This is a genomic window from Nonomuraea sp. NPDC004354 (assembly GCF_053602555.1).
The window spans coordinates 18,647-43,919 of sequence record NZ_JBSGDV010000014.1 but is presented as its reverse complement, the minus strand read 5'-3'; the positions used below and the strand labels follow the sequence as shown (position 1 = coordinate 43,919).

Below are 25,273 nucleotides of genomic sequence, written 5' to 3'. Positions count from 1 at the left end.
ACATGCCGCTGAAGGTCCTTCTCGCCGAGGACATGCACATCCCGCGCGAGGCCCTGGCCGAGCTGCTCTCGCACGAGGACGACCTCGAGGTGGTGGCCGGCGTCGCGCCGCCCTCGGCGACTCCACGGTAAGGGCCACACCGGGCGCGGGCCGCCCGCCGGCCGCCTGCCCCGGCGCCCTGGAGCCGCCGGCGCCGGGGTCCGTCTCCGGCCGGATGCCCGGCGCCCGCACCCTGGCCGGCGCGCTCCTGGCGAGCTCGACGGCGCCGTCCACGTCGCCGTTCCTGAGCAGGAAGCCGATCGCCGTCAGGTCGTCGCGAAGGCGCCGCCCCAGCTGCCTGTGGACCCGGTCCCGCTCGGCCGCCGGCGCCTGGGCGGCCAGGTCACCCCTGGCCGCGTGGAGGTGTTCGACCGTGGCCGCCAGCGAGGCCAGCCCGAAGACGATCAGGCCGCTGTCGACGGTCACCGACACGTACCACAGCGCGACCAGGGGGTCGGCCCCCAGCGCGATCCCGGCCAGCCCGGCCGCTGCCGCCACCCCTGACGCCAGGAGCCAGCCGTACCGGCCGGGCCAGCAGATTGTGGCACTACTGCATGACGTCTTCATGGGCGATCCTGAGAGCACATCCCCATATGCAGAGCGTCAATCACTGAAGAGAGCACCGCTCTTGACAGCGTTCGCTCCCAAACGAGAGCATTGCTCTCACAGGAGAGCACCTCTCCCCTCACCCTTGGAGTCCCCGTGAAGCTCACCCAGGCGGCCTATGCCGTCACCGGCGTTCTCTTCCTCGTCTATCCGGCCGTGCGCCCGTCAGGGGACGACGCCGCCGCCATGTCGGCCACCGCGTGGGTGCTCGGCCACCTGGCGGCCATGATCGGATTCGTCCTGCTCGGCCTGGCCGCGCTCGGCCTGCACCGGATCCTGAAGGACCGCCTCTCCTTCCGGGCCGCGGTGGTGACCTGGACCGGGGCGGGCCTCACGCTCCCCTACTACGGCGCCGAGGACTTCGGCCTCCACGTGATCGCCCGGCGGGCGCTGCGGGACAACACGCCCGCGCTGATGGAACTGGCGGGCGAGTTCCGCTACGACCCGCTGGCGGCGACGATGTTCGCGCTCGGTCTCGCGCTGCTGGGCGTCGGAGCGATCATGACGGCGGTGTCCGTGTGGCGGTCGGGAACGCTGCCCGCGTGGAGCGGCGTGCCGCTGGCCGCGGGGTTCGCGCTGTTCATCCCCCAGTTCTTCGCGCCGCTCTACGCGCTGCGCATCGCGCATGGCGCGCTGATCGCGGTCGGCGGGCTGTGGCTGGCGATCGCGCTGGCCAAGGGCCGTTCCGCGGCGCCCGTCGAGGCGGCCGTGCCGGCCTGAGGCAGCCACGCGACGACGGCAGGAGGGCGGAGGAGCGAGTACGGCACCGCGCGGATCCGTCCACCGCGTCGCGCGGCGCGTGAGACAGCAGGGGCGACGGTGTCCGACGCGCTTGACGAGGCCAGGGCTACGACAGCCGGGATCGGCGTGCCCACCGACGATCTCGCCGGGCGCCGGTGAAACCCCTCATCGCAAAAAGCGCGATTGGATCACCCCTTGGGTGGGAATCCACTCACGGTATCAAGCGTTAGACACCGTGGGAGACAGACCCCCCCGACGGGGGCCCTGTAGGAGGCATTAAAACATGGGCGAGCGCGCACTTCGTGGCACCAGGCTCGGGGCAACCAGCTACGAGAACGACCGTAACACGGATCTGGCCCCGCGCCAGGAGGTGTCCTACACCTGTTCGAAGGGGCATCGCTTCGAGGTTCCGCTTGCAGCCGAGGCAGAGATCCCCGCGACCTGGGAGTGCCGCATGTGCGGCGCGACCGCGGTCCGCGTGGACGGCGAGCTACCCGAGGCCAAGAAGGCGAAGCCACCGCGGACGCACTGGGACATGCTGCTGGAGCGGCGGTCCATCGAAGACCTGGAAGAGGTGCTCAACGAGAGGCTGGCGATCCTTCGCGCGCAGCGACGCAAGAGCGCCTGACCTCCTCACGGTGACGCTGGAACGCCCCGGACCGCAACGGTCCGGGGCGTTTTCCATGCCCACCGGTTCGTCAGCCAGGGGCCGGCCAGGGCCCGCCGAGTGGCCCCCAGGCCGCCGCACCCACGGCTTGCGGTGGGGCGGGCGGCCCGCGGTGCGGTCAGTCCTCGCGCAGCACCTCGCCGTGCACGACCTTGCCGTCGGGCGTGCCCGTGCCGCCGCCGGCGAAGCCGTCGGTACGCGGGAACGGCACCCCGAGGTTCGCGTACGGCGAAGCGGCCGCCATCGCCTTGACCCGCCGCGCGAAGAACCACGAGCCGAACCGCCGCATCGCCGGCCGCGTGAACGGCAGCACGCACAGGAACCCGAACACGTCGGTGAGGAAGCCGGGCGTCAGCAGCAGCGCGCCGCCGACCAGGATGAGCCCGCCGTCGGCCAGCTCCTTGTCGGGCATCCGCCCCGACTGGAGCGACTCCTGCAGGCTGCGCCACGCCCTGCGGCCCTCGCGGCGCACGAGCCAGGCGCCGAACAGGCTGTCGGCGATCAGCAACGCGACCGTGGCCCAGCCACCGATCACCGATCCGACCTGGATGAGCAGCCAGATCTCCAGGACAGGGACGACCAGGAAGGCCAGGAAGAGCAGGAGCCGGACCATCGTTTCCTCATTCGCGCGAGCGGAAGGCGTTCACCTCGTAGTAACGCCCGTCGCCCCGTGGACGTTCCACGGCCACCGAAGGCTCAGGGAAGCCCGGGGGGACTTCAGGGACGCCCCGGGGGACTCAGGGGACGCCCCGGGGGAAACGTCGTCAGCGGTGGCGGCGCAGGCGGGCGGGCAGGCCGGTGACGCCCCAGACGCCGACGCGCCAGAACGCCTCGTACATGACCTTGCCGCTCATCTTGCTGGTGCCGTGGGTCCGCTCGACGAACGTGATCGGCACCTCCACCACCCGCAGCCCGTGCCTGGCCGTCCGGAGGGTGAGGTCGACCTGGAAGCAGTAGCCCTGCGACTCCACGTCGGCCAGCCCGATCTTCTCCAGCGCCGCGGCCCGGTAGGCGCGGAAGCCGGCCGTGGCGTCGCGGACCGGCAGCCCGAGCATGAGCCGCACGTAGACGTTGGCGCCCCTGGACAGCAGCTCGCGGTGGCTCGGCCAGTTGAGCACCTTCCCGCCCGGCACCCAGCGCGACCCGATCACCAGGTCGGCGCCGTCGGCGAGGGCGGCGAGCAGCTTGTGCAGCTCCTCCGGCTGGTGGGAGCCGTCGGCGTCCATCTCGACCAGCACGTCGAAGCCCTGGGCCATGCCCCAGTGGAAGGCGTCGATGTAGGCGGCGCCGAGGCCCTGCTTCTCGGGCCGGTGCAGGACGTGGATGTGGTCGTCGGCGGCGGCCAACTCGTCGGCGACCTCGGAGGTGCCGTCGGGGCTGTTGTCGTCGGCGATCAGCAGGTGCGCGTCGGGCAGCGCCGTGCGGAGCCGTCCGGCGATCAGGGGGAGGTTCTCCCGCTCGTTGTAGGTGGGGACGACGACGAGCACCCGGCCGAGCGTCTGCTCCATCATCGATCCTCTCCCCTGCGGCGCCAGGCGGCCACGCCGATCGCGACCGCTCCTACTATCAACAGTGCCCACTCAGGTGCGGCGCCCACGCGCGTGGCGATCGTCGCCCGCGTGCGCACGGGAACCTTGACGACGTTCGTGGCGGCGACGCGCTCCTTCGTCTGCCAGGCGACCTTACCGTCAGGAGTGACATATGCGGAGATTCCGGTGGTCGCCGCGGTGACCACCGCCCTGTTGTGCTCGACGGCGCGCAGCTGCGACATGGCCAGCTGCTGGGGCGGCAGGTTCGACAGCGCGTAGGTGGCGTTGTTGGTCTGGACGACGAGCGGGGTGCCGCCGGCCCGGACGGTGTCGCGCACCACCCCGTCGAAGGCGACCTCGTAGCAGTTGACGGCGCCGATGGTCACCGGGCCCATCCGCAGGTCGCCCGGCCTGTCGCCCGCCACGGACTGCCTGCCGACCAGGTTGGCCCGCTCGAACAGGGCCAGGAAGATCTCCTTGAACGGCGTGTACTCGCCGAACGGCACCAGCTGCTGTTTGTCGTAGTAGGCGCCGGGCCCGGTGACCGGGTCCCACACGAGGCTGCGGGTGGCGCGGTTCTCGTCGCCGATCGCCACGACCGCGCCCACGAGGGTCGGCACGCCGACGTCCTTGACGGAGGCGTCGATGATCTGGCGGGCCGTCGCGTCGCGGTAGGGGTCGATGTCGGTGGAGTTCTCCGGCAGGACGACCAGGTCGGGCTTGGGCAGCCGGCCCTCGCGCACGGCCCGCGCGAGCTCGTGCGTGCCGTTGGCGTGGTTGCGCAGCACGATGGCCGGCTCGTCGCCGAGCGCGTACATCCCCTGCCCCGGCACGTTGCCCTGCACGATGCCGATGTTGACGCTCCTGCCCTCGTCGGCGGGGCGCGGGACGGCCGGCCCCAGCAGAGGTACGGCCAGCGCCAGCGCCACGGGCACGACCCGCCTGGCCCGCCCGGCCCGCCCGGCCCGCACGACGGCGCAGGCCAGCAGCGCCCCGCACAGCGCCACCGCGAACGAGACGAGCGGCACGCCGCCCAGCGCGGCGAACCCGGTGAACGGCGTCTCGCCCTGGCTGAAGGCCACCCGCGCCCACGGGAACCCGCCGACGGGGAACAGGCTGCGCGCCCACTCCATGGCCACCCACAGGGCGGCGAACCACAGCGGCCACAGCGGCAGCCGCATCACCAGGGCGGCGGCCGCGGCCATGGCCGCGTAGAAGAGGCTCTCGACGGCCACCAGAGCAAGCCAGGCGTCCAGGCCGATCGGCCTGACCCAGGCCAGCGCCGGCAGCAGGAAGACGAGCGCGGCCACGTAGCCGAGCCAGGCGGCGCGGCGGGGGCGGCAGCCGTACAGGCTGAGGGCGACCAGGCCGATGCCGAGTGGCGCGCACGGCCACCAGCTGAGCGGCGGGAAGGCCAGGAACAACAGCAGGCCGCCGAGAGCCGCCGCGGCGAGTCTGCCCCACAGCAGCCGTCGGGGGGCGCCGTCCGGCCCGGTGGGCGCCGTGACGCCCTGCTTCTCCTGCACCACGGCCGGGGTTCTCCTCGCCAGTCGCATCCTGATGCGGGAAACGCTACCGCCCGAGGCGGCCGACCCCCAAAGGAAGGCACTGGCAGGGTGATCCCGTGGCAGACGGATGCCATGGGATCACCCGCTAGCGGTGTGATCCGAGCACACGGGAGCGGGAAGAGGGCCCGGAAACCCTTCGGACCGGATCCGTCTCGTCGGCGGCGAGCGCGGGGTTCCGTTGTCTACTGGGCGACCGGGCCCGTCCCGGGTCCAACCCCCCGCCCGGTTGGGGTGCCCCGACTCGACGGACCGACGGCCCTGCACCTGGCTGTATGGACGGAGTCACGCTCCGTCACGGACGCAGGGTCCGACGATGTCAGAGACGGCCAACCGGCCAAGTCCCGTGCTGGACTGGGCAGCAAACTACCGACTCCAACTCAGATGTCAACCGTGTCCCGATCAGCGGAAACCTCAAGTTTTCGCAGCTAGGACATGCTCGGCGAGCTCAGTCTAATGCGCTCATCTCCCCGCGAGTCCGTGAAGCGGCTCGGGCAGCGGGCCCTCGTGGACGACGCCGAGGCGCTGGGTGGCCCGCGTGAGCGCCACGTACAGGTCGCTGGCGCCGCGCGGCGACTGGCCGAGGATCTGGCCGGGCTCGGCGACGATCACCGAGTCGAACTCCAGGCCCTTGGCCTCGGTGACGCCGAGCACGGCCACGGCGGCGTCGAGCGCGTCCCTGCCGGTGGCGCCGCCGGCCATCTCGGCCACCTTGTCCAGCAGCGCGTCGGGGGCGAGCACGGCGACCCTGCCGCCGTCGCCGGCCTCCTGGCGCGCCAGCTCGGGCAGGTCGGACAGCGGCGCGGACCACGGCCGCGCGCCGCTGTCCCGCACGGAGGTGGGAGCGCGCAGCGCGGGGTCGATGGTGGCCAGCACCCGCGAGGCGACCTCCATCAGCTCCACGGGGGTGCGGTAGTTGATGGTGAGGGTCTCCTCCCGCCAGCGGCCCGCGACATACGGATCGAGCACCTGGCCCCACGAGCGGGCGCCGGCGCTGGAGCCGGTCTGGGCGATGTCGCCGACGATGGTCATCGACCTGGTGGGGCAGCGCCGCATGACCGCCCGCCACGCCATCGGCGACAGTTCCTGCGCCTCGTCGACGATCACGTGGCCGTAGGCCCAGGTGCGGTCGGCGGCGGCCCGCTCGGCCGTCGTCAGGTACGGCTGGTCGCCGCGCTGGCGCTCGGCCAGCCGCTCGGCGTCCATGACGTCGGACAGCCCGGTCAGCTCGAGCACCTCGCGCGCGTAGGCGAGCTCGGCCTCCCGCTCGCTCTCCTGGGCGGCGCGGGCGGCGGCCAGCTCCTCCTCCGCCTGCAGGGCGGTGGCGCGCAGCACCTGCTCGTCGATCTCGCCGAGCAGTTCGGCGGCCTCGTCGAGCAGCGGCACGTCCGACTCGGTCCACTCGGTGGACGAGCGGCGCAGCAGGGCGCGTTCCTCACGGCTGAGGCCGGCGGCGGCGTAGTCGAGGCGTTCGGCCGAGCCGTACAGGCCGAGCAGCAGCCGCTGCGGCGTCAGGTAGGGCCACAGCCGGTTGAGCGCGCTCTTGACAACGGGCTCGGTGCGCAGGTCCTCGCGCAGGTCGGCCAGTTCGTCGTCGTCGATGAGGCCCTTGCCGAGCTTCTTGGCCAGCTGCCTGGCCAGCGCGTTGAGGATCGTGCGGACGAACACCGCGCGCGCCTGGTTGTGGCTGCGCCGCGAGCGGATCGCCTTGTTCCTGGCGTTGTCCATCATGCGCTGGTCGAGGGTGAGCGTCTGACGGCCGAGAGGCAGCTCGATCGGCTGGCGCGGCACCCGCTGCCGGTCGCGGACGGCACGCGCGATGACCTCGGCCATCCGCACGTCCCCCTTGACGGCGGCGACCTCGGGCCGCTCCCTGGCGGTGGCGCTGACGCCGGGGAAGAGCTCGCCGACCGTCGACAGCAGCACGTCGGTCTCGCCGAGCGAGGGCAGCACCTGCTCGATGTAGCGCAGGAAGGTCAGGCCGGGGCCGAGAATGAGCACGCCGCGCCGTTCGAGCCGCTCGCGGTGGGTGTAGAGCAGGTAGGCGGCCCGGTGCAGGGCGACGACGGTCTTGCCGGTGCCCGGCCCGCCTTGGACCACCAGCACCCCGTTGAGGTCGGCGCGGATGACGCGGTCCTGCTCGGCCTGGATGGTGGCCACGATGTCGCGCATCCGTCCGGTGCGCTTCTCGTCGAGGGCGGCCAGCAGGGCGGCCTCGCCGTTCAGCGTGGCCCGGTCGTCGTCGCTGAGGCCGTCGAGGTCGAGCAGGTCGTCGTCGACGCCGACCACCGTGCGGCCGCGCGTCTGCAGGTGGCGCCGGCGCGTCACGCCCATCGGGGAGGTGGGGGTCGCCCGGTAGAAGGGCTGGGCGACGGGGGCGCGCCAGTCGATCAGCATCCGGTCCTGCTCGTCGTCGCTCAGGCCGAGCTTGCCGATGTAGAGGCGGCCCTCCTCGACGTGGTCGAGCCGGCCGAAGACCAGGCCCCGCTCGACCGCCCACAGCCGGGCCAGCCTGGCGGCGTACATGCCCGCGAAGGAGTCGCGTTCGGACCTGTTCTGCTGGGTGCCGACCGCCCCGGTTGCCAGCACGTCCTTGAGCTGCTGCTGCGTTCGCTCGCGGAGGACGTCCAGACGTCCGTACAGCCGGGAGACGTACTCCTGCTCTCTGGCCACCTCGGTTTGACGAGTCATGGCCGTACCGTTAATGTTGGTAGTAATGGGACGCTCCGGGCCTTTCTTACTGTTGTGGCAACAAATCGCTACCTTATCAGGTCCGTTGAGCCGCTGACATCACGTCTTCATCTCACCGCTTGACTGTATGGCTTCTTCACGTCCATTGTGAGTTAGGAAAGTTTCCTAACTCCAATGGGGTGACAACGCGTGAGCGGTCCGGTTCCTGGAACTCCCAGCCTGTTGCGCGCGATCAACGACCGCGCCGCGCTCCAGGCGTTGCTGGACCGCGGGCCGCTGACCAGGCCCGAGATCGGCACGCTCACCGGGCTGTCCAAGCCGACCGCCTCGCAGCTGCTGTCACGGCTGCAGGAGGCCGGCCTCGTGGTGCTCGACGGCATCAGGGAGGGTCTGCCGGGCCGTACGGCCGAGCTGTACCGGATCAACCCGGCCGCGGCGTACGTGGCCGCGCTCGACGTCGCCCCCGACCGCATCGAGGCCCGCGTCGCCGACATCACCGGTGAGATCGTCGGCTCGCACGTCCTGCCCACCTCCCGCCGCCCCGCCGACAGCCTCATCGACCGGCTGCGCGCCGCCCTCGAGGGGGCCGGCTCGCCGGGACCGCTGCGCAGGGTCGTCATCGGCGTCCAGGCCGCGATCGACCCCACCACGGGCCGCCTCGGCTACGCCACCGCCAAGGACATGCCGGGCTGGCAGATCCCCAACCTGGTGCCGACCCTCAACGCGGGCCTCGGCGTGCCCGTCGACGTGGAGAACAACGTCAACCTGGTGGCCGTGGCCGAGCAGGCCCACGGGGCCGCGCGCGACCACCAGGACTTCGTACTGCTGTGGGCCGACGAGGGCATCGGCTCGGCCGTCGTGCTCGGCGGGCGGATGCACCGCGGGGCGACGGGCGGCGCGGGCGAGGTCGGCTACATGCCCGCCCCCGGCGCGCCGACCGCGCGCGAGGCGGGACACTACGCCAACCACGGCTACCAGGCGCTCACCGGCGGCCCCGCCGTGCTCAGGCTGCTGCGCTCGTACGGCGTGCGCGGCACCGACTTCCGGCAGGCCGTCACGGCGGCGGTCCGCGCGGCCGCCGGCACCGGCAAGAAGGCCGACGACGCCCGCGCGGGCCTGCGCGACATCGCCGCCCGCCTGGCCGTGGGCCTGGCGGCCATCACCAGCGTGCTCGACCCCGGGCTCATCGTGATGACCGGCGGCATCGTGCTGGCCGGCGGCGAGACGCTGCGCGAGCTCATCGAGCACGAGCTGCACGCGCTGACCATCCCCCGCCCCGCCGTACGGCTGTCGAGCGTCGAGGGCAACCCGGTGCTGGCCGGCGCCCTCGACCTCGCCCTCGACACCACACGTGAAGAGGTCTTCAGCTCCACCGTTCCCACCGCATAGAAGCAGCTCCACCGTTCCTACCGCAGAGAAGCAGGGAGGCACCCCCCAGTGCGTTTCGTCCCAGTTGCGGCCGCAGGGCTCACCGCTCTCGCGCTGACCGCGTGTACGGCGGGCAAGGAGGCGCCGCCCTCGCTCGGCGCCCAGCCGAAGCCCTCGGGCGCCGCCTCGCAGGCACTTCCCCCGGCCACCATCGAGCTCTGGCACGGGTTCCAGACCGACGCCGAGGTCAAGGCCTTCGACGAGGCGATCGCCGGCTTCAACAAGAAGTTCCCGCAGATCACCGTCAAGGTCACCAAGGCCGTCCAGGACGACCAGATCACCCAGGCCATCCGCAGCGGCAAGGCGCCCGACGTGGCCGCCTCCTTCACCACCGACAACGTGGCCCTGTGGTGCAAGACCGGCGCCTTCCAGGACCTCACGCCGGTCATCAAGCAGGACGGCATCGACCTGACCGTGCTGCCGGAGGCCTCGCGCTCCTACACCGAGTTCGGGGGCAGGCGCTGCACGATGCCGCTGCTGGCCGACGCCTACGGCCTCTACTACAACAAGGCCCTCATGAAGGGCAACGAGCCGCCCAGGACGCTGTCGGAGCTGACCAAGCTCACCAAGGAGCTGACCGTCAGGAACGCCGACGGCACGATCAAGGTGGCCGGCTTCGTCCCCAGCTTCCAGTACTACGAGAACTCCCCCTCCCACCTCGGCCCGATGGTCGGCGCGAAGTGGTACAACGAGGACGGCACCTCGGCCATCGGCACCGATCCCGCCTGGAAGCAGCTGCTGACCTGGCAGAAGGAACTGGTCGACTGGTACGGCTACGCCAACCTCGAGAAGTTCCGGCGCAGCCTCGGCGACGAGTGGGGCTCGGCCCACCCGTTCTTCAAGGGCCAGGTCGCGATGATCCTCGACGGCGAGTGGCGCAACGCCATGATCGCCAACGACTCCAAGGCCAAGTCGCTCGACTACGGCACGGCCCCGCTGCCCGTCGCCGACGACAAGCCCGAGCTGTACGGCAGCGGCTTCACCGCCGGCACCGTGATCGGCGTGCCGAAGGGCGCCAAGAACCCGCAGCACGCGTGGGAGCTGATCAAGCACCTCACCACCGACACCGACAGTCTGGTGACGCTGTCCAACGCGCTGCGCAACGTGCCGACCACCAAGGCGGCGATGGAGTCGCCGCGGCTGGCGGCCGACGCCAACTTCAAGACCTTCCTCGGCATCTTCGCCCACCCGAAGACCAGCACGCTGCCCGCGTCGGTCAACAGCGTCTTCAACCAGGACGCCTTCTCCACCTTCCTGACCAGCTGGGAGAAGGGCGCGGTCACGGACCTCGACGCCGGGCTGAAGGGCGTCGACAAGCGCATCAACGACAAGCTGAAGCTGTCAGGCGGATGAGAGCCAGGCCGAAGCGGCGGGAGGGCCTGCGCGCCCTCCTGTGGCTCTCCCCGTGGATCGCGGGCTTCTCGATCTTCTTCGTCTACCCGCTGATCTCTGTCGTGTACTTCTCCTTCACCGACTACGACCTGTTCACGCTGAAGTGGGCAGGCCTGGACAACTGGCGCTACCTCCTGCAGGACGAGCGGGTGTGGATCTCGGCCAAGAACACGCTGTGGCTGGTCGTCTTCATGGTGCCCGCGCAGGTGCTCTTCTCGCTGGCCGTCGCCCAGTTGCTCACCAAGGTGAAGGCGGGGGCGGGCTTCTTCCGCACCGTCTTCTACCTGCCGACGCTGGTGCCGATGGTGGCGGGCACGGTGGCGTTCGTCTTCCTGCTGAACCCGCTCGGCCCGACGAACCAGATCCTGTCGTGGATCGGGATCAGCGGCCCCGACTGGTTCGGCGACCCGTCGTGGTCCAAGCCGAGCCTCACCATGCTGGCCCTCTGGGGCTGCGGCAACACCATGGTGATCTTCCTGGCGGCGCTGCTAGACGTGCCCAGGCACCTGTACGAGGCGGCGGCGATCGACGGTGCCGGCTCCTGGCGGCAGTTCCGCAGCATCACGCTGCCGACGATCTCGCCGGTGCTGATGTTCTCGGCCGTCACCGCCGTCATCTACGCCCTGCAGTACTTCACGCAGGCGATGATCGCCTCCAGGGTCGCCTCGGGTGCCACCGACTCGGCCGGCAGCACGTTCACCCCCGGCTATCCCGAGCAGTCGCTGCTGACGCTGCCGCAGTGGCTGTTCCACGTGGGCTTCCGCGACTTCAGCATGGGCTACGCCTCGGTGCTCGCGCTGGTGCTGTTCGGCACGTCCATGATCTTCACCCTGATCCTGCTGCGCCAGTTCCGCAAGGCCGAGGAGGTCCTCTCGTGAGCACCACGCTGACCGCCCGGCAGCCGGCCGGGACGATACGGCCGGCGCGGGTGCGGGCCGGCCGGCGCAAGGCGCTGAGCTGGATCGCCACCCACGCGATCGCGGTGGCGCTGGCGGTGATGTTCCTGGGGCCGCTCGTGCTGGTGGGCCTGACCGCGCTGATGAGCGACGAGCAGGCGCTGACCGGCAACCTGTGGCCCGAGTCGTTCGCCTGGTCCAACTTCGCCGACGTCTTCGCCCGCTCGCACCTGCTGGGCTGGACGCTCAACACGCTCATGTACGCCGGGCTCGGGACGCTGTTCATGCTGCTGTCGTCGGTGCCGGTGGCCTACGCGCTGGCCAGGTTCCGCTTCCGCGGCAGGCGGCTGGCCTTCCTGCTGGTGATCGCCACGATGATGCTGCCGCCTCAGGTCGTCGCGGTGCCGATCTACCTGGTGTGGGCCAGGGTCGGGCTCACCGACACGCTGTGGCCGCTCATCCTGCCGATGCTGCTGGGCGACGCCTTCTCCATCTTCCTGCTGCGGCAGTTCCTCATCACGATCCCGCGTGACTACACCGACGCGGCCAGGGTCGACGGCTGCTCGGACCTCCGCACGCTGGTCAGGGTGATCCTGCCCATGGCCAGGCCCGCGATCGCCGCGGTGGCGCTGTTCCAGTTCTTCTACTGCTGGAACGACTACTACGGCCCGCTGCTCTACACCGGCATCAACCAGGACAACTGGACACTGTCTCTCGGCCTGGCGACGTTCAAGGCCTTCCACAGCGTGCAGTGGAACCTGACCATGGCCGCCACCCTCCTGGTGACCATGCCGGTGATCATCGTGTTCTTCTTCGCCCAGAGAGTCTTCATCGAGGGCGTCACATTGACAGGAGTGAAGGGTTGAAACTCGCCGTTGTCGGGGGCGGCTCGACGTACACACCGGAGCTGATCGACGGTTTCGCCCGGCTGCGCGACGAGCTGCCGCTCACCGAGATCGCGCTCGTCGATCCGGACGTCGCCCGCCTGGAGCTGGTCGCGGGGGTCTCGCGCAGGATGCTGGCCCGCGAGGGGCACCCGGCGACGGTGACCGCCACCTCCTCCGTCAGCGAGGGCGTGGCCGGCGCGCAGGCCGTGCTGTTCCAGCTGCGCGTGGGCGGGCAGGCCGCGCGGGAGGTCGACGAGACCCTGCCGCTGCGGTGCGGCTGCGTGGGCCAGGAGACCACCGGCGCGGGCGGCCTGGCCAAGGCGCTGCGCACCGTGCCGGTGGTGCTCGAGCTGGCCGAGCAGGTGCGCCGCCACGCGCCCGAGGCGTGGATCGTCGACTTCACCAATCCCGTCGGGATCGTGACGCGCGCGCTGCTCGACGCCGGGCACCGCGCGATCGGGCTGTGCAACGTCGCCATCGGCTTCCAGCGGCGCTTCGCCGGATACCTCGGCGTCGCGCCTGAGCGGGTGTCGCTCGGTCACGTCGGGCTCAACCACCTGACATGGGAGCGCTCCATCCTGGTCGACGGCGCCGACGTGCTGCCCGCGCTGCTGGCCCGGCACGGGCAGGAGATCGCCGACGACCTCAGGCTGCCGGTCGAGCTGGTGCGCCGGCTGGGCGTGGTGCCCTCCTACTACCTGCGCTACTTCTACGCCCACGACCTGGTGGTCGAGGAGCAACGGGCCAAACCCTCGCGGGCCGCCGAGGTGGCCGCGATGGAGGCCGAGCTGCTCCGGCTGTATGCCGACCCCGCCGTCGACACCAAGCCCGAGCTGCTGGAGCGGCGGGGCGGCGCGTTCTACTCCGAGGCTGCCGTGGCGCTCGTCGCCTCGCTGCTCGGCGACCGGCGCGACGCCCAGGTCGTCAACGTGCGCAACGGGGGGACGCTGCCGTTCCTGCCCGACGAGGCGGTCATCGAGGTGCCCGCCACGATCGGGGCGGCGGGAGCCGTACCGCTGCCGATGCCGGCGGTGGAGCCGCTGTACGCGGGCCTGATCGCGGCCGTGTCGGCCTACGAGAGCCTGGCCCTGGAGGCCGCCCTGCACGGCGGCGAGGACAGGGTCCGCAACGCGCTGCTGGCCCACCCGCTGGTCGGCCAGGAGGCCGTCGCGGGCGAGCTGACCCGCCTGCTGCTCGAGGCCAACCGGGCGCACCTGCCGTGGGTGGTGTCGTGAGGACCGTGCTCGCGGTCGACGGCGGCAACAGCAAGACGGACGTGGCGCTCGTGGCCGAGGACGGCACCGTCCTGGCCACCGGCCGCGGCGGGGCGTTCCTGCCGCAGAGCGCGGGTGTGAGCGCGGCCGCCGACGTCGTGGAGGAGACCGTACGGCAGGCCCTCGGCCCGTCGCAGGCGCCGCCGTACGCCGATCTGCTGGCCGCCTACCTGGCGGGGGCCGACCTGCCGGCGGAGGAGGAGACGCTGAGCGACGAGTTCGCCGCGCGCTCCTTCGCCGGTGAGGTCGTGGTCGGCAACGACACCTTCGCCCTGCTGCGCGCCGGGGCGTCGGGCCCCTGGGGCGTGGCGGTGGTGTGCGGCGCCGGGATCAACGCGGTGGGCATCTCGCCCACGGGCCAGGTCGCCCGCTTCCCCGCCCTCGGCAAGATCAGCGGCGACTGGGGCGGCGGGCTCGGTCTGGCCGAGGAGGCGCTGTGGTACGCCGCGCGGGCCGAGGACGGCAGGGGCGCGCCCACGGGGCTGGCCGCCCTGGTCAAGGAGCACTACGGCACGTCCACGGTCGAGGAGGTGGTGCTCGGGCTGCACGTCGGCGACCTGGAGCAGCTCAGCCTGCACGGGCTGACGCCGGGGCTGTTCCGGGTGGCCGCGGCCGGCGACGCGATCGCCAGGTCGCTGGTCGAGCGGCAGGCCGAGGAGATCGTGGTGATGGCCGAGGTCTGCCTGCGCCGCCTGGAGCTGCTGGAGACGCCGACGGAGGTGGTGCTCGGCGGCGGCGTGCTGCGCGCGCGTGACCCGATGCTGAGCGAGCTGCTCGACGAGCGGTTCGCGGCGCGGGCGCCGCAGGCCAAGCTCGTGGTCTCCGACCTGCCGCCGATCGTCGGCGCCGCGCTGAACGGGCTGGACCTGCTCGGTGCGGGCGAGGCGGCCAAGGCCCGCCTGCGCGGGCACTACGGCGGCACCCTCTAGGCTAACCGTCTGGAAAGTATCCAGACGGTTTACCCGGAGGCAGCATGTTGCGCACCCTGGTCGTCGGCGCGCACCCCGACGAGCCCGAGATCTACGCGGGAGGCACGGCCGCGCTGCTGGCCAGGGCGGGGCACGCGGTGAAGTTCCTGACGCTGACCAACGGCGACGCCGGTCACCACGAGATGGACCGGGCGCCGCTGGCGGCGCGCAGGGCGCAGGAGGCATGGCGCGCCGCCGACGCGCTCGGCGTGATCGCCTACGACGTGTGGGACACCCACGACGGCGAGCTGGAGGCCACCGTCGCGACCCGCGCCAGGGTGATCGCGGCCATCCGCGGCTGGCGCGCCGACGTCGTGATCGCCCTCCACGGCCACGGTCCCGGCCACCCCGACAACCGCGCGGCCGGGCGCCTGGTGGAGGACGCCGTCGCCTTCGTCACCAACAGGAACGTGGCCGCGGGCGGGCCGCCGCTGCCGCGCCCGCCGCTCTGCCTGGTCATGACCGACTACGCCGCGGCCGCCTTCCACCGGCACGAGATCGCCGTGGACGTCGACGAGGTGCTGGAGGCCAAACTGGACGGCTGCCTGGCGCACGCCTCGCAGTTCCTGGAGTACGCGCCATGGCAGCGCGGTTTCTCCGACCAGGCGCCCGCGGCGGGCGACACCGCGGCGGGACGCGCGTTCGTGGCCGAGCACTGGGCGCGGTTCGTGGCCGCCCCGGAGGCGGCGCGCCCCGCGCTGCAGGAGCGCTACGGCGCCGGCCACGCCGCGGCCGTACGGCACGCCGAGACCTTCGAACGGGCGGCCTACGGGCGGCAGATCGGCGAGGAGGAGCTGCGCAGGCTGCTGCCCGTCTTCGGCGCCTGACCCGCGACGCCCGCTCCCGCGCCGCCCCCGGCGGCCGTCAGGTCTCCTCCAGCTCCGGCGGGCGGTGCTCGTACGGCGTGCTGAGCACCACCGTCGTGCGCGTGGAGACGTTCGCGGAGGCGCGGATGTGCTGCAGCAGCTCCTCCAGCGCGATCGGGGAGGCGACGCGCACCTTGAGGATGTAGCTCTCCTCCCCCGCCACGCTGTGGCAGGCCTCGATGGCGCTCAGATGGGCCAGCCGCTCGGGGGCGTCGTCCGGCGCGGCCGGGTCGATCGGTTTGATCGACACGAACGCGGTCAACGGCAGCCCGATGGCGTCGTGGTCGACCAGCGCGGTGTAGCCGCGCACGACGCCGCGCTTCTCCAGGCGGCGGACCCGCTGGTGCACCGCCGAGACGGACAGTCCGGTCTCCCTGGCCAGGTCGGTGAAGCTCATCCGGCCGTCTCTGGCCAGCAGCGTGACGATCCGGCGGTCGATCTCCTCCATCCGATCAAAAATAGCGGGAGATGGTCACGGCGTGGTCCCGACGGGGGCGCGCAGCTTCATCGCATGCTCGACCAGTGTGATGAGCACCTCGCGGCTGGAGTCGCGCTTGCGGGCGTCGCACAGCACGATCGGGATCGACGGGTCGAGGCCGAGCGCCAGCCGTACCTCGGCCAGCTCGTAGACGGGCGCGCTCTCGAAGCAGTTGACGGCGACCACGAACGGCGTGCCGCGCCGTTCGAAGTAGTCGACGGAGGGGAAGCAGTCGGCCAGGCGGCGGGTGTCGGCCAGGATGACCGCGCCGAGCGCGCCCAGCGCCAGCTCGTCCCACACGAACCAGAACCGCTCCTGCCCCGGCGTGCCGAACAGGTAGAGCATGTAGTCGTCGCCCATGGTGATGCGGCCGAAGTCCATGGCGACGGTCGTGGTGCGCTTGGCCTCCACGCCGAAGGTGTCGTCGACGCCCGTGGAACGGTCGGTGAGCGTCTCCTCGGTGCGCAGCGGCCTGGTCTCGGAGACCGAGCCGACCATGGTCGTCTTGCCCGCACCGAAGCCGCCGGCGATGAGGATCTTGACAGCGGTCGGCAGCCGCCGCCGATCAGAGCGACCGAAGACCATCGAGCACCGCCCTGTACATTCTCTCGTCTTGCATGTCCACCTCGGGTTGAGGATCTTGCACGGTGACGAACCCCTGGTCGAACAGGTCACCCAGCAGGACACGGATCGTGCCCGCCGGCAGGTCGAGGGCGGCGGCGATCTCCGCCACGGAGACCGGCTCGCGGCACAGCCTGGCGATCGACAGGTGCTCGGGGTCGAGGCCCGCGCCCGGCCCCGGCGGTTCGCCTGCCGCGACGGCCAGCGAGATCAGGTCGAAGGAGCCCCTCACGGGTTCGGTACGGCCGCGCGTCACCACATACGGTCTGACGATCTCGGGGTCGACCCACTCCTCCTCCGTCATCGCGCCGCCTCTCCTCTCGCGGGAGAGGTCAGGTACTGGCCGACCCTGGCCACGAGCATGGCCATCTCGTAGGCGACCAGCCCGATGTCGGAGTCCTGCAGGCACAGCACGGCCAGGCACGCGCCCTCGCCTGCGACGGTCACGATGAGATAGCGGGAGCGCCACTCCACGACCGTCTGGCGCACGGCTCCCCCGCCGACGTGCTCGCTGACGCCCTTGGCCAGGCTCTGCAGCCCTGAGGCGACGGCCGACAGGTGCTCGCCCTCGGTTCTGTCCAGGTCCCTCGACGAGGCCATGAGCAGGCCGTCCGAGGAGAGCACGATGGCGTGCTCCACCTCCCCGACGCGGTCCGCCAGATCGTCGAGAAGCCAGTTCAGATCGGTTGTATGGCCTGCTCTCACGCCTCTCCCTCGGTCAGCTTGGCCGCCTGCGTCCGGCCCGGACAGGTACCCGACCGGAACGTGCCCATGATCGCGCGCATTCCGTGGTCGTGCTGCTCCTGCGGTGACATGGCCTCCTCGGTGACGGGCGCGGCGCCTCGGGCCCGGATGCGAGTCGGGGGCGGAACGGCGGCCCGGGGCAGGTGCGCACCGTCGCGCGGCGTGGCGGGGGCGGGGGCGGCGGGGAAGGCGGCGCGCGGAGTGGACAGGGCCTCTGCTCGCGACCGCGCGCCACGCACGTGCGCAAGCGAGACGTTTTTCACCACAGGACGATCACGCACCCGGCGCCTCACCACTCCAGATACCCTAGCAACGCCACATTTTTCACTCAAGCTGCAACAATCTGTAAAAGTCTCAATTACCGCATTTAATGGTATTTAGTAGCGCACCAATTCAAGATCGTATCAGCACGCCGCCCCTCAGGTCGCCCCCTCCCCAGGAGCACCGGAAGCTCTCTCTCACGTCCCTGGTTCGGCGGCTGCGCCCGGCCACCATCGTGCCGCCTACCGTTGCGGGACCTTCCGGGACGCATCGCCGCCGGCGCTCTCCCCGGTGGTCCCCTGCGCCGGCAGCGGCCATGATGCTCGGCCATCCCGCCCCGAATCGTTCGGGCCTGCCCAGCAGAGCCGGGGGCACCGCTACCTTCAGCCGGTCCCACGCGACCCTGGACACCACCCCACCCTCAGGCCGCCCCACTCGAACCGCCACACCACCCACCGTCAGCCCGCCCAACCCGTCGCCCAGCCCACCCGCACGTGCCCCACCCGACCCGAGCGGCCCACCCTCGACCAGTCCACCGGACCCGAGACCCCGTCCCACCCTCAGCCCACCGGACCCGAGACGCCACCCCACCCTCGGCCCGCCCGACCCGAGACGCCGACCACCCTCGACCAGTCCCACCCGACCCCGAGACGCTCTCGACCCGCGACCTGGCGGCGGCGCCTACGCCATCGGGCCCGGCAGCTCGGCCGCCCGGCCGGCAAGCTCGCCCCGGTCGGCCCAGCAGGGTCGGCCATGCAACGCGAGCGGGGCATGGCGGGCAGGGTCGGCCCAGCAGGGTCGGCCATGCAACGCGAGCGGGGCATGGCGGGCAGGGTCGGCCCTGCCCTACGAGCTCGTCACTCCCGGCCGGCCGTACGTCCGACCAAGCGGAAGAGCTCGCACATCGCGCGAACCGCCCCGAGAGATCCCCTCCTCAGGGGCGGCGAGGCCAGAGGTGAACGGGGTGCCATAAGCTGGCACAAACCCAGAGATATCCACCGCGAAGATCCGCCCAGTGATGGTTTCGACCTCCACGTCCGGCAAGGGGCGACGAGCCCTCGAGGGCCGGACGGCCAGTCGACGTTTTCCGCCCACTTCGCATACTTCATGATTGTTCGCGCGGAGTATCGCATGACTGCCGTTACTTATGGAGGTTGGAGTTTCATGGCGATTGATGGCCTCCTGCCGGTGCATCGGAGGATCCATGGCTGAGTACGCCCTTCCTGCCGAGATCCTCGCCCGCTGCCGGGAGCTGCTGGAACCCGCCATGCGCGCGGCGGTGGCCGACCTGCACCCGTGGGGCGAGCGGATGGCCGCCTTCTCCCTGGGCTGGTCCGACATCGACGGCACACCCATCCGCGGCGACGCGGGCAAGGGGCTGCGACCCGCCTTGGCGATGCTGTGCGCGCAGGCCGCGGGCGGCACGTTGGAGACCGCCGTGCCGGGCGCCGTCGCCGTGGAGCTCGTGCACGCCTTCTCGCTCGTCCATGACGACATCATCGACAGCGACGAGCGCCGCAGGCACAAGCCGGCCGTGTGGAAGGCCTACGGCGTGGGCCCCGCCATCCTGGCCGGTGACGCGCTGCTGGCCCTGGCGATCAGGGCGGTGGCGACCGGCCCGCACGCCGCCGCCACCACGGAATGGCTGTCGGCGGCCCTGGTACGGCTGGTGCACGGGCAGACGCACGACATGGCCTTCGAGGAACGACCGTGGACCGGCCAGGACGCGGTGAGCGTGGCCGAGTACACGGGCATGGCCGCCGACAAGACGGGCTCGCTGCTGGCCTGCGCCGCCGCTCTCGGCGTCACCCTCGCGGGCGCGCCCGAGCCGATGGCCCGGCGGATGCACGACATGGGCCTCGAGCTGGGCCTGGCCTTCCAGATGGTGGACGACGTGCTCGGCATCTGGGGCGACCCCGCGCACACCGGCAAACCCGTCTTCGGCGACCTGCGGCGCAGGAAGAAGACGCTGCCCGTGCTGGCCGCGCTCGCCTCGGACTCCACCGCGGGCCGCGAACTGTCGGCGCTGCTGGCCTGCGGCGCCGACGACGAGGACACGATACGGCTGGCCGCCGACCTCATCGACGCGGCGGGCGGCCGGACGACGACTCTCACCATGGCCGCCGACCACGCCTCGCGGGCGCTCGACATCCTCGATCGCGCCTTCCCCTCGGCCACGGAGCTGCGCGCCCTGTGCACCTCCCTGCTCGACCGCACCCACTGATCCCGCACCGGGCCGCGTGACACGCACGTCAGGCGGCCCGCCGGTCAGGCAGAGCCAGGCCCCTTCCCGAGCGAGGTCCACCCGCTCCCCGGCAGGCTCGCCTCCAGCGCGAGCCCGTCTCCAGCGCGAGCCCGTCTCCCCCGCGAGCACGGACGGCGCGGGGTCACTCGTCTCCGGTCAGGACAGCCAGTACCTGCTCGCCGTACTTGGCCAGCTTGCTCTCCCCCACCCCCGAGACCCCTGCCAGCTCCGCCATCGTCCTCGGGCGGCCGGCGGCGATCTCGCGGAGCGTGGCGTCGTGGAAGATGACGTAGGCGGGCACGCCCTGCTCCTTGGCCGTCGCCCCGCGCCAGGCCCGCAGCAGCTCGAACAGCGGCTGCGCCTCGGCGGGCAGCTCGGCCGCGGCGCTCTGGCGGGCCTGCTTGGCCGCGCGGTCGGCCTTCCTGGCCACCGGGTCGTTCCGCAGCATCACCTGCCGCTCGCCGCGCAGGACCGGCGCGGCGGCGTCGGCGAGGACCAGCGTGCCGTAGTCGCCCTCGACGGCCAGCATCCCGAGGGCCAGCACCTGCCGCACCACCCCGCGCCACTGCGTCTCGCTCAGCTCGGTGCCGATGCCGAAGACGGACAGGGAGGCGTGGTCGAACTGCAGCACCTTGTCGGTCTTCCTGCCGAGCAGGATGTCGATCAGCTGGCCCGCCCCGAAACGCTGGTTTCGTTCGCGGCGCAGCCGTACCACGGTCGACAGCAGTTTCTGGGCCGCGACCGTGCCGTCCCAGGTCTCGGGCGGGTTCAGGCAGGTGTCGCAGTTGCCGCACGGCGCGCCGTCCTGCCCGAAGTAGGCCAGCAGGCGCACCCTGCGGCACTCGGCCGTCTCGCACAGGGCCAGCATGGCGTCGAGGTGCGCCGACTGCCGCCGCCGGTGGGCGTCGTCGCCCTCCGAGGTGTCGATCATGCGGCGTTGCTGCACGACGTCCTGCAGGCCGTAGGCCAGCCAGGCCGTGGCGGGCTGCCCGTCACGTCCGGCCCTGCCGGTCTCCTGGTAGTAGCCCTCCACGGACTTGGGCAGGTCGAGATGGGCGACGAAGCGCACGTCGGGCTTGTCGATGCCCATGCCGAAGGCGATGGTCGCCACCATGATCATGCCGTCTTCCCTGAGGAAGCGCGCCTGGTGCGCGGCGCGCGTGCGGGCGTCCAGCCCCGCGTGGTACGGCAGCGCGCTCACGCCGTTCTCCTGCAGGAACGCGGCGATCTTCTCGACCGAGGCGCGCGAGAGGCAGTAGACGATGCCTGACTCGCCCTCGTGCTCGGCCCGGATCAGCTTCAGCAACTGCCGTTTCGGCTCGTTCTTCGGCTCGATCCGGTACTGGATGTTGGGGCGGTCGAAGCTGGCCACGAAGTGGCGCGCCCGCTCCAGGCCCAGCCTGGCGGTGATCTCCTTGTGCGTCTCGGGGGTGGCGGTCGCGGTCAGCGCGATGCGCGGCACGTCAGGCCAGCGCTCGTGCAGCGTGGACAGGGTGAGGTAGTCGGGCCTGAAGTCGTGACCCCACTGCGCCACGCAGTGGGCCTCGTCGATGGCGAACAGCGAGACCGACCCCCTGGCCAGCAGCCGCAGCGTCTGCTCGGAGCGCAACCGCTCGGGCGCGAGGTAGAGCAGGTCGAGCTCGCCCGCCACGAACGCCGCCTCGACCGCGGCCCGCTCGTCCGGCTCCTGGGTGGAGTTGAGGAAGCCCGCCCTGACGCCCGCCGTGGTGAGCGCGTCGACCTGGTCCTGCATGAGCGCGATCAGCGGGGAGACGACAACGCCGGTGCCCTGCCGTACCAGCGCGGGGATCTGGTAGCACAGCGATTTGCCGCCGCCTGTCGGCATCAGGACCAGCGCGTCGCCGCCCGCGACGACGTGGTCGATGATCTCCTGCTGCCCCTCCCGGAAGGAGTCGTAGCCGAAGACGCGCCGCAGCACGTCGGTTGCCTGGGGACCGTGCTCGGGGGAAGTCACCGAGCCACTCTAGGAGAGGTCGCCGACGAAAACGTCCGCCGGAGGAAGGGGCGCCACACCTGGCGCTCCAAGCGGATCCGGAGCACGGCCGCACCCGCTCGACACGCCGGGCCCCGCCTGCGCGCGGTCACCATGCATGGTCCGTGTCAGAGCGCGCGCTCGAACACCACCAGGTCGATGCCGGGGCCGTCATAGCCGGTGACGGGCCCCGCGGCGGTGAAGCCCATGCGCCGGTGGAAGGCGATGGACGCGGCGTTGCCCGGGGAGGTGACCGCCTTCACCCTCCTCCTGCCGTCCGCGCGGGCCAGCGCGAAGAACCGGTCGTAGAGGGTACGGCCGAGCCCGGCGGCCCTGGCCTCCGGCGAGACCCCCACGAAGTGGATGTAGGCCTCCTCCTGCTGGGCCGACGACAGGAAGCCGATCAGGAATCCGGCCAGCTCACCGCCGGGACGCTCGGCCACGAGGCTGGTGCGGTGGAAGTGGTCGAGGAACAACCGGGGCAGCAGCGGCAGGACCTGCCGCCCCCACCAGTCGTCGACCACGGCGGCGATCCGCCCGTAGTCTCCTGGCACGGCCGGACGCAGCTCGACGGTCATCCCGCACTCCCTTCGAAACGGAAGCGCAGGATCCGCCCGACATCCCGCAGCCGGGGGATGCGCGCCAGCACCCACAGCGGCAGCCTGCCCGACAGCAGCGGCAGCCGCTCCAGCCCCGGCATGTCCACACTGCGCACCGCCTCCACGCAGACCAGCCCGTCGTGCCAGCTCTCGATGACGCGGGGGTCGTCCACCCCCCAGTACATGCGCGCCCCGGTCCTCCGTACGGCGGGCACCAGCTTCTGCATCCTGATCCCCATCGTGCCGTAGACGTCGAACAGCAGTTCGCCCGACGGGAAGCGCCCGGTGATCCGCTCGATGAGCCGCCTGCCGTCCTCCTCCCGCAGGTACATCGCCAGCCCCTCGAACACCGCGACGGCGGGCCGGTCGGCGGGCACCCGCTCCAGCCACTCCTGCTCCGTCACCGACGCCGCGAGCTGCGTGTAGTCGCCGCCGGGCGGCGGCAGCAGGCGTTCGCGCAGCTCGATCACCTCGGGAAGGTCGACGTCGAACCACCTGACCGTGGCCGGCCTGGCGACGCGGTGGGCCCTGGTGTCGAGCCCGCACGCCAGGTGCAGGACCGTCGCCTCTTCGTGGTCGGCCAGGAACGCGGCCAGCCAGTCGTCGAGCAGCTTGGCGCGCAGCGCGACGCCCGTCGCGGTCACGGCGTTGATGCCGGTCCTGCGGAAGTCGTAGTCGATGCGGCGCACGGCGGCGACGGCGTGCTCGTCACCCAGGACGGGATCGCGCGAACGGGCGTCGAGGGCCCGGCTGTACAGCGTGGCGAGCGAGGTCTCCGGGGTCCCGGTGAGCGTGATCTTCGCGCGCTGCTCCATGCTTGGGACGGTAATCCCGTTGCTGCGAAATGTGCGGGTTCGACATGCTGATCGCCATGAAAACCCCCTACCGGCAAATACGTGCCGTTTACACAGAGGAGTCGATCACCGTCTACCAGGCCTACGACCCGCCCGTCGCCGTTCCCGCGGTGGCCGCGCAGCGGTTCGTCGCGCCGTTCAAGCGCGGACGGATGACCTGGATCAAGCCGTCGTTCCTGTGGATGATGTACCGCAGCGGCTACGCCACCAAGGACGGCCAGCGCCACGTCCTGGCGATCGAGCTCACCCGCGAGGGGTTCGAGTGGGCGCTGGCGCATTCCTGCCTGTCCGACCGGAGGGACATGCCGGTCCGGATCCAGTGGGACCCCGAGCGCGACCCGCGCCACAATGCGCTGCCGTACCGGTCGATCCAGATCGGCCTGTCGGGCGAGGCGGTCGACCGCTACGTCGGCGAGTGGACGCTGTCGATCACCGACCTGACCGAGCGGGTCCGCGGCCTGCACGCCGAGGTGCGCGCAGGCCGCGAGGTGAGCGGGCTGCTGCCGGCCGAGCGGCCCTACCCGGTGCCCCCGGAGCTGGCGCGGATCATCGGCGCGACTCAGGACTGAGGGAGCGGCTGATGACCAGGCGCTGGATCTGGTTGGTGCCCTCCACGATCTGCAGGACCTTCGCCTCGCGCATGTAGCGCTCGACGGGGAAGTCCTCGACGTAGCCGTAGCCGCCGAACACCTGCACCGCGTCCGTGGTGACCTTCATGCACACGTCGGTGGCGAACAGCTTGGCCATCGCCGCCTTCGTCCCGTACGGCCGGCCCGCGTCACGCAGCCGCGCGGCCTCCAGGTAGAGCGCGCGGGCCGCGGCGATCTGCGTGGCCATGTCGGCCAGCATGAAGCCGACGCCCTGGAAGTCGATGATCCGCGAGCCGAACTGGCGCCGCTCCCCCGCGTAGGCGGTGGCGGCGTCGAAGGCGGCCTGGGCCAGCCCGACCGCGCACGCCGCGATGCCGAGCCGTCCGCCGTCGAGGGCGCCCATGGCGATGCGGAAGCCCTCGCCCTCCGCGCCGACCAGCGCGGACGGCGGCAGCTGCACGCCGTCGAACCGAACCTGCGCGGTCGGCGAGGAACGCATGCCCATCTTGTGCTCGGGCGGGCCGTAGGACAGCCCCTCCAGCCCGGACGGCACGCGCAGGCACGAGATGCCGCGGGCCCCCGGGTCGCCGGTGCGGGCCATGAGCATGTAGAAGTCGGCGACGCCGCCATGGGTGATCCACGCCTTGACGCCGTCGACGGTGTAGCCGTCGGGGCCCGGCACCGCGCGGGTGGTCAGCGCGGCGGCGTCGGAGCCCGAGGCGGGCTCCGACAGGCAGTAGGCGCCGAGCAGCTCGCCGCCGACCATGTCGGGCAGCAGTTCCTCGCGCTGCTCCGGCGTGCCGAAGGAGGCCACGGGGAAGCACGACAGCGTGTGCACCGACACACCGAGGCCGACGGCCAGCCATCCGGCCGCCAGCTCCTCGACCACCTGCAGGTAGACCTCGTACGGCTGCTCGCCGCCGCCGTACTCGGCCGGGTAGGGCAGGCCGAGCAGCCCCGTCGCGCCAAGAGTGGTGAACACCTCGCGCGGGAAACGCCCTGCCGACTCGTCGGCCGCCGCGCGGGGCGCGATCTCCTTGGCGATCAGGTCTCGGGTCAGGTCGATCAGGTCGTGCGCCTCGGGGGTGGGCAGGGCACGCTCAACGGTCATCGCGACACGCTCCAGTGATGGGCTCGGGGTCTCCGATCCCCCGATTCTGTCATCGCCACCGGCCCCGGCCGCCGCACGGGCCCGACCGCCCGCAGGCCCGACCGCCCGCAGGCCCGGCCCAACGCCGCAGCACCGGTCATGACACCGCGCGAGCGGTCAGGACACCGACCGGATCAGACACCGAGCGGACCGGACACCACACGGCCGGGCCGGGCGCCGTACAGACGG

At 71.7% G+C, this 25,273-nt stretch carries 25 protein-coding genes; 12 read left to right on the top strand and 13 right to left on the bottom strand.

What is annotated here, in order from left to right; genetic code table 11:
* Nucleotides 1-2: 2 nt before the first annotated feature.
* From ACWENQ_RS31170 to ACWENQ_RS31160, 3 genes are all read left to right on the top strand, one after another.
* On the top strand, nt 3-131 hold the full coding sequence (locus tag ACWENQ_RS31170; protein WP_452417368.1) for a hypothetical protein: 129 nt from the start codon (nt 3-5) through the stop codon (nt 129-131).
* A 610-nt stretch (nt 132-741) separates the two neighbouring features.
* Nucleotides 742-1,365, top strand: coding sequence for a hypothetical protein (locus ACWENQ_RS31165; RefSeq protein ID WP_449925296.1), 624 nt, complete (start codon nt 742-744; stop codon nt 1,363-1,365).
* Between the two features lie 304 nt (nt 1,366-1,669).
* The gene (locus ACWENQ_RS31160; protein ID WP_183661557.1) at nt 1,670-2,014 is read left to right on the top strand and encodes an RNA polymerase-binding protein RbpA; all 345 of its coding nucleotides are present in this window, start codon (nt 1,670-1,672) and stop codon (nt 2,012-2,014) included.
* A 157-nt stretch (nt 2,015-2,171) separates the two neighbouring features.
* Here the strand turns inward: ACWENQ_RS31160 and ACWENQ_RS31155 are convergent, their stop codons facing one another.
* The 4 genes from ACWENQ_RS31155 to ACWENQ_RS31140 all read right to left on the bottom strand — a co-directional run bounded on the left by ACWENQ_RS31155 (nt 2,172) and on the right by ACWENQ_RS31140 (nt 7,838).
* Nucleotides 2,172-2,666 (bottom strand): FxsA family protein, encoded by a 495-nt coding sequence (locus ACWENQ_RS31155; protein WP_449925300.1) that lies wholly within the window; start codon nt 2,664-2,666, stop codon nt 2,172-2,174.
* A gap of 151 nt (nt 2,667-2,817) precedes the next feature.
* Nucleotides 2,818-3,561: a polyprenol monophosphomannose synthase gene (locus ACWENQ_RS31150; RefSeq protein ID WP_449925806.1), complete on the bottom strand. Its 744-nt coding sequence runs from the start codon at nt 3,559-3,561 to the stop codon at nt 2,818-2,820.
* Nucleotides 3,561-5,111 carry an apolipoprotein N-acyltransferase gene (gene lnt, locus ACWENQ_RS31145; RefSeq protein WP_449925302.1) on the bottom strand — a complete coding sequence of 517 codons (1,551 nt, stop codon included), beginning with the start codon at nt 5,109-5,111 and terminating at the stop codon, nt 3,561-3,563. The genes ACWENQ_RS31150 and lnt overlap by 1 nt, the downstream gene beginning before the upstream one ends.
* A gap of 498 nt (nt 5,112-5,609) precedes the next feature.
* Entirely contained in the window at nt 5,610-7,838 is a 2,229-nt protein-coding gene (locus tag ACWENQ_RS31140; protein WP_452417367.1) for a HelD family protein, read from the bottom strand.
* Between the two features lie 189 nt (nt 7,839-8,027).
* Between ACWENQ_RS31140 and ACWENQ_RS31135 the strand changes: the two genes are divergently transcribed.
* From ACWENQ_RS31135 to ACWENQ_RS31105, 7 genes are read left to right on the top strand one after another with little or no spacing between them, the layout of a single operon-like run.
* Entirely contained in the window at nt 8,028-9,227 is a 1,200-nt protein-coding gene (locus ACWENQ_RS31135) for an ROK family transcriptional regulator (RefSeq protein WP_354906941.1), read from the top strand.
* A 48-nt stretch (nt 9,228-9,275) separates the two neighbouring features.
* Nucleotides 9,276-10,619 (top strand): extracellular solute-binding protein, encoded by a 1,344-nt coding sequence (locus ACWENQ_RS31130; protein WP_452417366.1) that lies wholly within the window; start codon nt 9,276-9,278, stop codon nt 10,617-10,619.
* The gene (locus tag ACWENQ_RS31125; protein ID WP_449925311.1) at nt 10,616-11,536 is read left to right on the top strand and encodes a carbohydrate ABC transporter permease; all 921 of its coding nucleotides are present in this window, start codon (nt 10,616-10,618) and stop codon (nt 11,534-11,536) included. Before ACWENQ_RS31130 ends, ACWENQ_RS31125 begins: the two co-directional genes overlap by 4 nt.
* Complete coding sequence (locus ACWENQ_RS31120) at nt 11,533-12,420, top strand: carbohydrate ABC transporter permease (RefSeq protein WP_449925314.1); 888 nt, start codon at nt 11,533-11,535, stop codon at nt 12,418-12,420. Before ACWENQ_RS31125 ends, ACWENQ_RS31120 begins: the two co-directional genes overlap by 4 nt.
* Nucleotides 12,417-13,676 carry a family 4 glycosyl hydrolase gene (locus ACWENQ_RS31115; RefSeq protein ID WP_452417365.1) on the top strand — a complete coding sequence of 420 codons (1,260 nt, stop codon included), beginning with the start codon at nt 12,417-12,419 and terminating at the stop codon, nt 13,674-13,676. Before ACWENQ_RS31120 ends, ACWENQ_RS31115 begins: the two co-directional genes overlap by 4 nt.
* Entirely contained in the window at nt 13,673-14,644 is a 972-nt protein-coding gene (locus tag ACWENQ_RS31110) for an N-acetylglucosamine kinase (protein ID WP_452417363.1), read from the top strand. The genes ACWENQ_RS31115 and ACWENQ_RS31110 overlap by 4 nt, the downstream gene beginning before the upstream one ends.
* Before the next feature lie 44 nt (nt 14,645-14,688).
* A complete protein-coding gene (locus ACWENQ_RS31105; protein ID WP_452417362.1) occupies nt 14,689-15,510 on the top strand; it encodes a PIG-L deacetylase family protein in 822 nt (273 codons plus the stop codon).
* A gap of 37 nt (nt 15,511-15,547) precedes the next feature.
* Here ACWENQ_RS31105 and ACWENQ_RS31100 read toward each other — a convergent pair whose 3' ends face one another.
* The 5 genes from ACWENQ_RS31100 to ACWENQ_RS31080 are packed head-to-tail and all read right to left on the bottom strand — an operon-like array spanning nt 15,548 to nt 17,655.
* A complete protein-coding gene (locus tag ACWENQ_RS31100; protein ID WP_354906948.1) occupies nt 15,548-15,997 on the bottom strand; it encodes an Lrp/AsnC family transcriptional regulator in 450 nt (149 codons plus the stop codon).
* 24 nt (nt 15,998-16,021) lie between these two features.
* The gene (locus ACWENQ_RS31095; protein WP_354906949.1) at nt 16,022-16,612 is read right to left on the bottom strand and encodes a GTP-binding protein; all 591 of its coding nucleotides are present in this window, start codon (nt 16,610-16,612) and stop codon (nt 16,022-16,024) included.
* Nucleotides 16,593-16,952 (bottom strand): DUF742 domain-containing protein, encoded by a 360-nt coding sequence (locus ACWENQ_RS31090; protein ID WP_354906950.1) that lies wholly within the window; start codon nt 16,950-16,952, stop codon nt 16,593-16,595. Before ACWENQ_RS31090 ends, ACWENQ_RS31095 begins: the two co-directional genes overlap by 20 nt.
* Nucleotides 16,949-17,353 (bottom strand): roadblock/LC7 domain-containing protein, encoded by a 405-nt coding sequence (locus ACWENQ_RS31085; RefSeq protein WP_354906951.1) that lies wholly within the window; start codon nt 17,351-17,353, stop codon nt 16,949-16,951. The genes ACWENQ_RS31090 and ACWENQ_RS31085 overlap by 4 nt, the downstream gene beginning before the upstream one ends.
* Nucleotides 17,350-17,655 (bottom strand): hypothetical protein, encoded by a 306-nt coding sequence (locus ACWENQ_RS31080; protein ID WP_452417360.1) that lies wholly within the window; start codon nt 17,653-17,655, stop codon nt 17,350-17,352. The genes ACWENQ_RS31085 and ACWENQ_RS31080 overlap by 4 nt, the downstream gene beginning before the upstream one ends.
* A gap of 1,202 nt (nt 17,656-18,857) precedes the next feature.
* Here ACWENQ_RS31080 and ACWENQ_RS31075 point away from each other — a divergent pair.
* Nucleotides 18,858-19,877 carry a polyprenyl synthetase family protein gene (locus tag ACWENQ_RS31075; RefSeq protein ID WP_452417359.1) on the top strand — a complete coding sequence of 340 codons (1,020 nt, stop codon included), beginning with the start codon at nt 18,858-18,860 and terminating at the stop codon, nt 19,875-19,877.
* Nucleotides 19,878-20,040: 163 nt separating this feature from the next.
* Here the strand turns inward: ACWENQ_RS31075 and recQ are convergent, their stop codons facing one another.
* From recQ to ACWENQ_RS31060, 3 genes are all read right to left on the bottom strand, one after another.
* Nucleotides 20,041-21,873 carry a DNA helicase RecQ gene (gene recQ, locus ACWENQ_RS31070; RefSeq protein ID WP_449925328.1) on the bottom strand — a complete coding sequence of 611 codons (1,833 nt, stop codon included), beginning with the start codon at nt 21,871-21,873 and terminating at the stop codon, nt 20,041-20,043.
* 146 nt (nt 21,874-22,019) lie between these two features.
* Complete coding sequence (locus tag ACWENQ_RS31065) at nt 22,020-22,469, bottom strand: N-acetyltransferase family protein (RefSeq protein ID WP_452417358.1); 450 nt, start codon at nt 22,467-22,469, stop codon at nt 22,020-22,022.
* On the bottom strand, nt 22,466-23,305 hold the full coding sequence (locus ACWENQ_RS31060) for a class I SAM-dependent methyltransferase (protein WP_452417356.1): 840 nt from the start codon (nt 23,303-23,305) through the stop codon (nt 22,466-22,468). Before ACWENQ_RS31060 ends, ACWENQ_RS31065 begins: the two co-directional genes overlap by 4 nt.
* 56 nt (nt 23,306-23,361) lie before the next feature.
* Between ACWENQ_RS31060 and ACWENQ_RS31055 the strand changes: the two genes are divergently transcribed.
* Nucleotides 23,362-23,913 (top strand): DUF4291 domain-containing protein, encoded by a 552-nt coding sequence (locus tag ACWENQ_RS31055; RefSeq protein WP_449925337.1) that lies wholly within the window; start codon nt 23,362-23,364, stop codon nt 23,911-23,913.
* Here ACWENQ_RS31055 and ACWENQ_RS31050 read toward each other — a convergent pair.
* Complete coding sequence (locus ACWENQ_RS31050; RefSeq protein ID WP_449925340.1) at nt 23,891-25,045, bottom strand: acyl-CoA dehydrogenase family protein; 1,155 nt, start codon at nt 25,043-25,045, stop codon at nt 23,891-23,893. The two genes, ACWENQ_RS31055 and ACWENQ_RS31050, sit on opposite strands and share 23 nt — an antisense overlap.
* Nucleotides 25,046-25,273 lie beyond the last annotated feature (228 nt).

Bases quoted from the DNA above. Each gene is read 5' to 3' on its own strand.
- ACWENQ_RS31155 (WP_449925300.1), bottom strand. From the start codon at position 2,666: ATGGTCCGGCTCCTGCTCTTCCTGGCCTTCCTGGTCGTCCCTGTCCTG.
- ACWENQ_RS31055 (WP_449925337.1), top strand. From the start codon at position 23,362: ATGAAAACCCCCTACCGGCAAATACGTGCCGTTTACACAGAGGAGTCG.
- ACWENQ_RS31060 (WP_452417356.1), bottom strand. From the start codon at position 23,305: ATGGAGCAGCGCGCGAAGATCACGCTCACCGGGACCCCGGAGACCTCG.
- ACWENQ_RS31075 (WP_452417359.1), top strand. From the start codon at position 18,858: ATGGCTGAGTACGCCCTTCCTGCCGAGATCCTCGCCCGCTGCCGGGAG.
- ACWENQ_RS31050 (WP_449925340.1), bottom strand. From the start codon at position 25,045: ATGACCGTTGAGCGTGCCCTGCCCACCCCCGAGGCGCACGACCTGATC.
- ACWENQ_RS31095 (WP_354906949.1), bottom strand. From the start codon at position 16,612: ATGGTCTTCGGTCGCTCTGATCGGCGGCGGCTGCCGACCGCTGTCAAG.
- ACWENQ_RS31105 (WP_452417362.1), top strand. From the start codon at position 14,689: ATGTTGCGCACCCTGGTCGTCGGCGCGCACCCCGACGAGCCCGAGATC.
- ACWENQ_RS31170 (WP_452417368.1), top strand. From the start codon at position 3: ATGCCGCTGAAGGTCCTTCTCGCCGAGGACATGCACATCCCGCGCGAG.
- ACWENQ_RS31100 (WP_354906948.1), bottom strand. From the start codon at position 15,997: ATGGAGGAGATCGACCGCCGGATCGTCACGCTGCTGGCCAGAGACGGC.
- ACWENQ_RS31125 (WP_449925311.1), top strand. From the start codon at position 10,616: ATGAGAGCCAGGCCGAAGCGGCGGGAGGGCCTGCGCGCCCTCCTGTGG.
- ACWENQ_RS31160 (WP_183661557.1), top strand. From the start codon at position 1,670: ATGGGCGAGCGCGCACTTCGTGGCACCAGGCTCGGGGCAACCAGCTAC.
- ACWENQ_RS31090 (WP_354906950.1), bottom strand. From the start codon at position 16,952: ATGACGGAGGAGGAGTGGGTCGACCCCGAGATCGTCAGACCGTATGTG.
- ACWENQ_RS31140 (WP_452417367.1), bottom strand. From the start codon at position 7,838: ATGACTCGTCAAACCGAGGTGGCCAGAGAGCAGGAGTACGTCTCCCGG.
- ACWENQ_RS31150 (WP_449925806.1), bottom strand. From the start codon at position 3,561: ATGGAGCAGACGCTCGGCCGGGTGCTCGTCGTCGTCCCCACCTACAAC.
- ACWENQ_RS31065 (WP_452417358.1), bottom strand. From the start codon at position 22,469: ATGACCGTCGAGCTGCGTCCGGCCGTGCCAGGAGACTACGGGCGGATC.